An 11,779-nucleotide genomic window follows, 5' to 3' on the forward strand; every position below is an offset into this window, starting at 1 on the left:
AAACGAGCTAACTATGCTTGTAAAAAGCAACAAAATAAAGAATTCTTTTTTTATAAAGTCTTGGTTCAGGCTCTATTGATATTCAATGAATCATTTAATTTTTAGTGTTTGAATAACCTTTTTTTATTTCGTACAGATTTCTTTAGTACATTAATTTTCTAAAAAATATCGCTATAAAAAAGTCACAAGAAAGCTTGTGACGAAGTGCAGATACAAAGATTATATATCCATGATCATTCTTTGATTTCTTTAACAATGTAATCTACGGTTTTATCTAGTCCGTTATTTGCAAGATATTGTAGTAAATGATGAATGAGTTTATCAGTTTCGGGATGGATCATGATTCGATTTCTTCCATTTTCATAATATATAAGTGCGCTGTCATCTTTATATTTATCTTTTTGATAAATCATGCTGGCTGCAACACGGTCGCAAAACATTTCGATAACGTAATTTGTAGGCATTTTTACTGGCTGAATTCCATTTGGACCATTATCCAGCCAATATTCCCAATGATGTTTGTTCCTTCCTTTATGATGAAGCCAGGATAGAGAATACCCTATATCTTCTTTTTGTGCATCAATAGGAGAACGATAACCTTGGTAATATTTGAATCCTGTCTTTAATTCACAAATAGAGTATTTGCTGAGATCGTGCAAGATTCCTTGTTTGTATAAATGACAGCGAAAACAAAGTTTTGTCACCATGTATTTATGTTTATTGATTGTCTTTAAATGTCCTATTACTTTATTCATAGTATATATTATAGTTTATTTTTTAAAAAACGCAGTTGATATTTTAAATTTGCATATTTGGAAATTTGATTCATATATTTTGAATCGTAGAATCCACTAATAGCACCAACTATTGGAATACCTTGGATAAATTTCAAATATAGCAATTCAGAAGCTAGAGTCTTAGAGGTCTGTTTTATTTGAAAATCAATATCATATGAACGATAAGATTCAATAAATGAATCAACTCTTTCATTTACTTCATAGATGGATTCATGTGCTAAAGCGCCTTCAATTATCATCAGCATAAAATATTTTTCTTTATCGTTATTAAAATCAATTCCATAAGAAAGAGATATTTCCTGAAGATTTTTAATGATCAAAGCCGTAAAAAGAAAGATATCAGGAATACCAATTCCTAAGATACCTAATGCGGTTGAAGAAATAGAAGTAAATGCAAGATTTTTTATATTGGATGATTTAGAAATATTTTTTTGTTTACGAATATTTTTACGAGTGATTCTAGAATCAATAGAATCATGTTTTTCTTTGATCTTGTCAGCATTATATGTTTTTTGAATAATACCGACTCCTTTATCAAAGACCAAAGTGAAAGCTTTTTGAAAAGCAGTATTTAATGTTTGTTCTAATTTAGGATCAACTTTACCTTTCAATTTACGATTAACAATATGATCTGAAGATATAGATTGTTTTCTCAGATACTTTTGTTCCTTCTTCTTAAGTACTTTAAACTCTCTTTTATACGTGGATTTCTCTAGTGTTTTCATATGAAAATTATAAGACCATTGTTAAAAATTAACAAATAATTTGTCTTTATTATTAAAAACAGTTCAAAACTTAAATTTTGCTGAAAATCATCATTGAAAAAAATCGAGAGGGGGCGTTATAATGACTCTAACTAAGACCATGTTGTTTTTTCTTATGCTTAGTTGTTTAAGCTATTAAGAATAAAACTATTGAATACTTTATCTTAAAAGTTTTAATACGAAAGGGGTATTTATTATGATAGGTAAATGGATTCAAAAAATTAAAAAGAACAAAAGGAGAATAGGAGTAGGTGCACTGGCTCTGTTTTTAGCAGGGGTAATGGGTGTTAATTTGTTAAGCAATTAAGCCATTACTACTTATGCATTGGAAACTCAAGTAGAGGCTGATGCAGGTACACAAGATTCTTGGCAAGATTATAAAACAAATTCAACCCAATACACTGGACGTATTTGGACGGATAAGTCTGTTTATAAAGAAAATGTCACTTTAACAGATTTAGAAGGATCGCAGACTCAAACAATTGAGAAACCAGATACTTCGGATTTTTTAGTGTCTTTATCAGCGTTATCTAGTGCTTCAACACTTGTTACAACTACAACAACTCCTTTGGATATTGTTCTGGTATTGGATGTATCCGGTAGCATGAGTGATGAAATGACTGAAACCAGAATTACTTATGAAGAATATAGGACTAGTGGTAATAGAGCTAATAATGTTGGGGATGCATGGCAGGATAGAGGTGATCTTTATTATTCTGCAAATGGACAAGATTATATTAAAATTAATATGAGTCAAGAAGGATTCATTAGAACAAGATATACAATAAGTGCTGAGGGTTTACCAACAATTGACAATTTAACTGGTAACGATGATATACCTGCACCGTATGCTGATCATTTATATATAAGAAACATTGAAGAAGTAGGAACAGGTGAAAAAAAGATCACAGCTCTTAAAAATGCCGTGAATAATTTTATACAATTAACTTCTGATGCTAATGCAAATATGCCAGAAGGAGAAGGCCATAGAGTGTCTATTATTAAATTTGCTGATGATTCGTTTTATAAAAACAGACGGGGTCAGACTCAAAAGGATCATGTAGGAAATGATTATAATAACAGTCGTTATAATTACACGCAGGTAATGCGTGATTTCACGGAAGTGAAAAGTAATAATGTTAATGAAGTTCAGGGGACTATCAACAGTATTAATCCCGCTGGTGCAACATCAGCTGATTATGGTTTAGAACTTGCAAACGATGTATTTAATGGTACAGGTGATTTAGCAGGCGCTAGAGAAAACGCTAAAAAAGCAGTTATATTTTTTACAGATGGAGAACCTAATCATCAGAGCGGATTTGACGAAGATGTTGCTAATGATGCAATTGTTAATTCAGGCTTATTAAAAAATAATGACACATTAATTTATAGTATAGGTGTCTTTGGTGATGCCAATCCAGATGATACAACTAATGAGTTTAATGCCTATATGAATGGTGTTTCTAGCAATTATCCTAATGCACAATCTTATACAAACTTAGGAACAAGAGCACCAGATGCTTCATATTATAAAGCGGCTTCCAATGCATCGGATTTATCGCAAGTTTTTACGGATATTTTTGATTCGATTACTCAAGGATCAGGAGGCCCTACACAAGTAGAAGAAACTGAAGGTGCTCAAGATACAGATGGTTATATAACTTTCACTGATAAACTAGGTGATTACATGCAAGTTGATGATGTCAATGCCATTGTTTATGGTGGAAAGAAGTTTACTAAAACAAGTGCAAGTAATGAAACGGATTACTACTTTGAGGGTTCAATAGAAGATAATCCAGTGTACGACAGTACTAATTTGAGCAATATTAAAATTCATGTGACAAAAGGGCAAGATGGTGTTGGTGATACGATTACGGTACAGATACCTGCATCTTTGATTCCTTTAAGATATTTTGATATTGATGAAGAAAATAATATGTCTGTTGAGGAAGCTTATCCTATTCGTTTGTTCTATTCGGCAAGCTTAAAGGATGAAGTAGAAGATTCTTTATTAAACGGAACGGCAGATGAAACTTTAAAAACATATATTAATGCTCATAAGTCAGATGATGGAAAACAAGCATATTTCTATTCAAATCAGTTTAATAGTGGTTCTAATGGAACAACAATAGCTGATTTTACACCTGCTAGGTCTAATAAGTTCTATTATTTTACAGAACCAACTTTATTATATACCGATAAGAACTGTGAAAATCCGGCAACAAATTTTGTTGAAGGAGGAACTTATTATTATAAAAATGAGTATTATATTTCACAAAATGGTAAAGCTGTTCAAGATGTAGAAAATGTATCAGTATCGGGGTTACTACGTAATCAAATTGAATACAGAGATGGACAAATATATGTTATAGCAGGGACAAGAAAATTATCTCGTGCTGATCAATTTGTAGGCGCAAAAAATGGCAATATAACAGGTACTGCAACGAATGTAATATCTCCATCTTGGGGACAAGGGCAACAAGATCCAAACAAAGTGTATGTAGCGTTAGGTAATAATGGACGAGTAGCTCTTAATTTACCAGGAACTTTGAAGGTTTCTAAAATTGTAGAAACAAACGAAGGGATAACAGCACCAGATGATACGTTTGAGTTTACATTGACTTTAGAAGGAGAAGGTTCGAATGCATCATATTATGCAACAATTTTTGATGCAGAAGGAAACCCAGTTGAAGGTTTCAATGGAGCAGATCAAGATAATCCATATACTATAAAATCAGACAATAAATTCACCTTAAAAGATGGTCAATATATTGAGGTATATGGTTTGCCTGATGGAATTAAATATTCTGTAGTAGAAACATCAAATACAGATTATACAACAACAAATGATTCTGCTGAAGGAGCAACAAATGCTGCAGAAGGAACAGTAGCTGCTAATGAAACAGTTTCTGTAGATTATACAAATAAATTTGAAGTAAAAGATTTGACAATCGATGATACAAGTTCATTATTTACTGCTGCTAAGAAATTAATAGGTCGTGATTGGACAGAGGATGATACCTTTACATTTAGATTAGGTGAAGCAGCTTCACAAAATACTATCCAGAATGCTCAAGAAGAAAATAATAGAAAATATGTAACTGTTACATTATCTGGTCAGGGTAATAAATATACAGACGGACAAGAAATTAGCTTTAAGTTTGGTCAATTGAAATATACTAAACCAGGTCAATATACATATTATGTATCTGAAGTAGTTCCTAACGATAGATTGCCAGGTATGACTTACTCTAATGCTACGTATAAAGTGGATGTTACAGTAATTCAAGATGAAAAAGATCCTAGTACATTAAAAGTAGATGAAAATACAATTGAAATAACTCAATTAAGCAATGATGAAGGAAGTACGACAAATGATCCTGTAGAAAATATCTTGATTGAGAATAAATTTAGTGCAGATAGCATAGAAAGTGCACCGGTAGCATTCAAGAATTATGATCCTAATAATACTGGATATAATCTAGTAAATGGTATGTTTAGTTTCACTTTGAAAGGATTGGATGGAGCTCCAATGCCAAAAGATGCAACGGGAGATTCAATCACAACTTTTAATGACGGACAAGATGTGAACTTTGATCTTATTACGTTTGATTCTAGTATGGTAGGTCACACTTATACATATACCATTACAGAAAATATACCTTCAGAGGCTAATGAGACTAATGGTTATACAGTAAACGGAATGACTTATGATCCTAAAGTATATTATGTAGATATTGAAATTCAGGCAGAAGAAACTGCTCAAGTGTCTACAGTTAAACCAATTTATACATATTACACAGACCCAAATAACAAGGCTGGTTCTATTGTTGAGAATGAAAATGTTGTATTTAACAATGAATATAATGTAACACCATATACAATCGATGACACAAATACGCCAATTCAAGGTGTTAAGAAGTTAATCGGACGTGATATGTTAGAAGGCGAAGCTTATACATTTGATTTGGCATTATCTAAAGTTAACGGAAATACAAATACACAAAATAGTGGAGTAACAATTTCTAATCCAACAGCAACGGTTACTGGTGGATTAGATGATCAAGAAACTCTATTTAGCTTCGATTCTGTAACATTTACTAAAGCAGGAACTTATGAGTTTACAATCTCTGAATCTAGTGGTAATGCAGGTGGAGTAACTTATGATACAGTTGGTAAGACAGTTACAGTTGTAATTACTGATCAAGATAAAAATGGAAATCACACAGGACAATTAGCTCTAGGAAGTATTTCTTATAATAATAATGGGGTATCTGAAGTAACTGATAAAGCTTACTTTGTTAATAAATATACTTCTAGTGGAGTATTAGAAGGTACAAAGATAAATGTTAAAAAAGTTTTAAATGGACGTGATTGGATAGATAGCGATTCATTTACATTTACAATTGCTGGATATGATGATGTAACAAAACAAGCGATTGAAGATAATATTATTAATTTACCTAATGATTTAACATTGACGACAAACAATAAATCTGGAACGTTTGGAAATATTACATTCAATAAGGCCGGAGAATATCAGTTTATAATCACTGAAAATACTCCAACAGAAGATGCTGCACCAAATGTTACATATTCTAAAGCAGAATATATTGTAAAAGTAAAAGCTGTTGATAATAATGATGGAACAATCACAATTGCGGATAGCGATGTTATTCTTACACAAAGTATCTTAGATGATGGAAGTTCTAATGAATCTGGAAAAGATGTAGGACTTGCTGAGGCAACGTTTACAAATACTTATACCCCGGATTCTATAACATTCACTCCTATTGATGTCACGAAAGTATTAGAGGGTCGTGATCCAGGATTACAGGCTGGAGAATTCTCGTTTGAATTATCTGTTTCAGGTGATGCAGATGGATATCAATTACCAAGTAAAACCATCGTAGAAAATGATGCGGATGGTAATGTTGAATTTGGTGATATTACATTCACAAAACCTGGAAAATACTATGTATATGTAAGAGAACAAAAACCTCAGAATCCATCAAAATTTATCACCTATGATAGCCATAGATATGTTGCAGTGATTAATGTGCAAGATAATCCAGAAACTGGAAAATTAGAAATTTCTGATGAAATACAAGAATATGGTTCTAAAGAATTTAAGAATACATATAAAGAAAAAGAACAGTCTAAGACAGTTTCTAAAGATGATCAATCCATTGAAGATCAAATGATTGGTGTTGGAGACGAGTTAACGTATACAATTAATTGGGTCAACACTGCAATGGATGAACAGACAGGACAATCTGTTAAGGCTGAAGTTACAGTAACAGATGTCATTCCAGAAGGAACAGAATTTGTAACGGCTAGTGATGGGTATAGTTATGATGAATCTTCTAAGACAGTTACATGGAATTTAGGTCAACAAGAAGCAGAAGCTGAAGGATCTTTAACATTAACGGTTAGGGTAACAGAAGATGCAATTAAAACAAATGAAGTAACAAATACCGCTACTGTAAATATAGGCGATAATAAGGTGGATACAAACACTGTAACAAATTATGTGCCAGGAAAAACAGTAACGGGTTATGATGGTGATGTTAAAGTAGGAGATACTTTAACGTATGAAATCAGTTATGTAAATCCTTATAATGAACCAGCTGAAATTGTAATAACTGATACATTAATGGATGGATTAACTTATGTTGAAAATAGTGCAAACCCTAGCGATGGATTTGAAGTAGATGGTCAAAATCTTGCATGGTCGTTTAATGTAGGCGCAAATGAAAAAGGAAAAGTTTCATTTAAAGCAATTGTAAACGAAGATGCATTTAAAGTAGATAGTGTTTCTAACACAGCTACGATTAAAATAGGTGATGATCCAGAGGTTAATACAAATACACCTGGTTTAGAAACGAAAGAAGGATCTTTATTAGTATCTAAAGAAATTCAATTAACAGAAGATCAAGGAACAACGATTGATACCAATAAAGAGTTTGAATTTACTCTATCTTTAAGTGGACAAGACAATCAACCTTTATCAGGAGAATATGAGTTCGTTAAATCAGATAACACTACAGGTACCATTAAGAATGATGATACATTTACACTAAAACATGGTGAAAACTTAGTAATTAATGGATTGCCAGAAGGAACAAAATATTCAGTGACTGAAAGTAAAGCTGAAGGTTATGTGGCAAGTAATGAAACATTAAACGGAACAATTTCAGAAGCTAAACAATCTGAAGCAAGTTTTGTTAATACTTATGGTACAAGCGCAGTGACTGGTGTTCCTCAAGGCTTCGAATTAACAAAGGTATTTACGGGACATGAATGGACATCTGATTATGCATTTGAATTTAAATTAGAAGCTGGAACTAATGATGCTGGTGTAACAACACCAATGCCTGATGAAACAACAAAAACTGTAAGTGCTCCAGATCAAGGAAGCAAAGATACTGCAACATTCGATTTTGGAGCCATAACGTATACAAAAGTAGGAACTTATAACTATACAGTAAGTGAAGTTACAGGTGATAACGATGGAATCACATATTCCGATAATGTTGCTGAAATTACAGTAAATGTAACAGATAACAAAGATGGAACTTTGAGTGCAAAAGCAACCCTTAAAGAAGGTACAGGAGTATTCACTAATACTTATAGTGCAAAGGGTACAACAAGCATTGAAGTGACAAAAGATTTAAAAGGTCGTAACAATGATGAATGGATCGATGGAGATGCATTTACATTCACATTAGCTTCAACCCAAGATTATGGTGCTGATGTAGTTATGCCTCAATCTACAACATTAACTATCGATAAAGATACAGTTGATCATAAAGCAAGCTTTGGTGATATTACTTTCAATAAAGCAGGCGATTATGAATTCAAAGTAACTGAAGTTAATGATAGTAAAGCTAATGTTACGTATTCAACAGAAGAATATACAGTAAGTGTTCATGTTGAAGATGAAAATGGAAACGGATCATTTACTGTTACTCCAACAATTAGAAACAAGGCTGGAGAGAAAGTTGAATCAATCGTCTTTGAAAACACTTATACACCAAGTTCAGTTGTATTAACTGGTGAAAATGCTATTCATGGAACAAAGACATTAACTGGTCGTAATAGCAAAGAAAACGAAACATTCAATTTCGCATTAACAGAAGATGAAAATAATGATAAGTCTGGTTATACGATTGCTGAAAACGGTAATGTGGCTAGTGTTGGATCATTAACTGATGGACAAGCATCTGGATTCAACTTTGGAGATATCACATTCACAAAACGTGGAACATATACATTCTATGTAAGTGAGGTTCTTCCAGAAGGGGCTAACGAGTCTAATGGTTATACATTAGAAGGTGTTACATATGATAATCATAAAGAAACTGTAACAGTTACAGTGACTGATGATTATATGAATAATACTTTAGTTCCTACAGTTACATATGATGCTGATGGTGTTACATTTATTAATAAATATGATGCATCTGATTTCGTTGGTATTCCAACACACTTCACGTTAACAAAAGTGTTTGAAGGAAAAACATGGACAACTGAAGATGTATTTGAATTTACTTTGACAGCTGGCGAAAATACAGCTGGTATTGAAACACCAATGCCTGATAACCCAACAGTTCAAGTAAATGCTCCAACAGAAAAAGATGGAAAAACTGCTAATTTTGACTTTGGTTCAATTTCTTATGATACAGTCGGTGAATATCATTACACTGTAAGTGAAACAGAAGGAACGAATGCTGGTATTGATTATTCCAAGAATGTTGCCGAAATTACAGTTACTGTAACAGATAACAAACAAGGTGGTCTGGTTGCTAGTGCGAAAGTAGAAAATGGCAGATTCACCAATACATATTCAAGTGAATTAGATTATGTAGGTAAAGGTGGAATAAAACTTATTAAGAATTTAACAGGTCATGATTTGACAGATGATCAATTCACATTCACATTGAATGCAGAAGATGAAGCTTCTAGAGTAAAAGCTGGTATGGAAAATATGTCACAGGATGTATTTAATACAGATGACACAATGGATGCTAATGGTTTAAGTACTTCAACAATTCAGTTGTTACCAAATATGGATAAATTCACTCAGGATGATGTAGGAAAAGTTTATAAATATACTATTTCTGAAACATCTGAACAAAAACCAGGTTATACAAACGATACAACTGAATATACAATTCAGATTAGTACGAGTGATGATGGTAGTGGAACATTAACTGTTTCTACACGTATAACAGGAACTAATGGAACAGATATAACTTATGAATACACTCAAAGTAAGCAAAAAGCTGAGACAGGTGTTGCACAGGTTGTCTTTAATAACACATATACTTCTTCAACGAACACAGAAGGATATGATGCTTCTGTTAATTTGACAGGAACTAAGACATTGACAAACCGTCCGATGGTAGATGGTGAATTCCAATTCAATGTATTGAGTAATGGTAGTGTAGTTTCAAGTGGTACGAACACAGCAGATGGAACAGTTGCATTTACTCCAATCAATTACACAAATGATCAGTTGATTCAGGATCATGCAAATGGAATAGCTTCTAAAGATGGAAACACATATACTTATGTTTATGATGTTGAAGAAGTTACTCCTGGTAATGGCGTTTCAATTGTTGCTGGTAAATTTAGTGTAACTGTTAAGGTTACTGATAACGGGGATGGAAAACTGACAACAAAAGTTATCTATCCAGAAGGTGGACTTGCTTTTGAAAATGCTTATGGACAAAGTGCAAGCGCTGAATTAAAGATCAACGGTAAAAAATCACTTGCTGAAAATGGAACAAATCATCCAGATATCACAGATAAATTTGAATTTACGATTACAGGTAGAGAAGGGGCACCAATGCCTGAAAAAACAACTGTAAGAAATGATGCAGCAGGAAATGTTGATTTTGGTAAGATCGTTTATACAATGCAAAATGTCTTTGGTGATGACGGACAACAAGCAATCGTAGAACAAGAAACACCGGTGACAGAAGAACAAACAACAACTGAAGATGGTTCTGTTTCAGAAGAAACTGAAGAAGTTGTTGGATTAACAGAACAGGTTGAAACTTATTCTGAAAAACGTCAAAAGACATTTACATATGAAATCAACGAATCCGGAAGTGTTCCAGGTGTTACAAATGATACTTCTAAGATCATTACTGTAACAGTTACTGATAATGGCGATGGAACAATCAGTGTAACATCGGATACAAACGGTACATTCGAATTCGTAAATACTTATGTACCAGAAAAAACGGATGAGACATCACCTACAGATTCAGCTGTAACAATCAAGAAAGTTCTTGATGGCAGAACTCTTAAAGCAGATGAATTCTCATTTACGATGATGGATGAAAATGGAAATGGTGTACAAGCTACAAATGCGGAAGATGGAAGTGTAGTATTCCCTAAATTGACATTTGATAAAGAAGGAATCTATACATATACGATTTCTGAAACAAATGACAACAAAGGCGGAGTTACTTACGATACGACTACTTACAAGGCGATTGCTACAGTAACAGATGATACAAGCGGTAAGTTAAAAGTTGAATGGAAAGTAACGGATGCTCAAGGCAAAGAGATTAATGAAATCACATTCAACAATAAATACACAGTTCAACCAACAAGTTTAACATTAGGTGCTACAAAAGTTCTTGAAGGAAGAGAACTTGCCGACAAAGAATTCTTATTCGTATTAAGCGATGAAGAAGGAAATGTGGTTGAAGAAGCATATAATGATAAGACTGGTAAGGTAACATTTAGCGATTTGACATTCGATAAAGCAGGTACTTATAACTACACAGTAACTGAAAAGAATACAAACGCTAAAGGAATTACATATGATGAATCTGTTTATAACATCCAAGTTGAGGTTGTCGATAACGAAGACGGAACATTGAATATGACAACAACAACGACAAAAGATGGAGAAGTATCATCAATTGTATTCAGAAATAAAGCTGAGAAAGATAGTGTTCCAGAGCAGCCGGAAAAAGGTGACACTTCGAACACATCAACTCGAACATTTGCAGGATTATTTACTTCACTCGCAGTCGATGCTGCTGCTTTAGCGGGCATAGCTACATTGTTGAAGAAGCGCAATGCAAAAAAATAAGATCAAGTGATCTTTGATTAGGAACTCTAAATTAAAGAGTTCCTTTTTTGTTGGAATACAACAATTTTTGATGAGAGCATTTAAGCGATATATGTATTAAA

At 33.0% G+C, this 11,779-nt stretch carries 3 protein-coding genes; 1 reads left to right on the forward strand and 2 read right to left on the reverse strand.

The genetic code is table 11. The features are described 5' to 3' along the window. Positions 1 to 233: 233 nt before the first annotated feature. Positions 234 to 755 carry a DUF5662 family protein gene (locus tag HMPREF0367_RS00900; RefSeq protein WP_035400252.1) on the reverse strand — a complete coding sequence of 174 codons (522 nt, stop codon included), beginning with the start codon at positions 753 to 755 and terminating at the stop codon, positions 234 to 236. Positions 756 to 763: 8 nt separating this feature from the next. After that, on the reverse strand, positions 764 to 1,522 hold the full coding sequence (locus tag HMPREF0367_RS00905) for an EcsC family protein (RefSeq protein ID WP_035400253.1): 759 nt from the start codon (positions 1,520 to 1,522) through the stop codon (positions 764 to 766). Positions 1,523 to 1,886: 364 nt separating this feature from the next. Here HMPREF0367_RS00905 and HMPREF0367_RS00910 point away from each other — a divergent pair, with 364 nt between their 5' ends. Continuing rightward, positions 1,887 to 11,678 (forward strand): Spy0128 family protein, encoded by a 9,792-nt coding sequence (locus tag HMPREF0367_RS00910; RefSeq protein ID WP_035400254.1) that lies wholly within the window; start codon positions 1,887 to 1,889, stop codon positions 11,676 to 11,678. The last annotated feature ends 101 nt before the right edge of the window (positions 11,679 to 11,779 follow it).

The organism is Faecalitalea cylindroides ATCC 27803, from assembly GCF_000469305.1.
GTDB classification, from domain to species: domain Bacteria; phylum Bacillota_I; class Bacilli_A; order Erysipelotrichales; family Erysipelotrichaceae; genus Faecalitalea; species Faecalitalea cylindroides.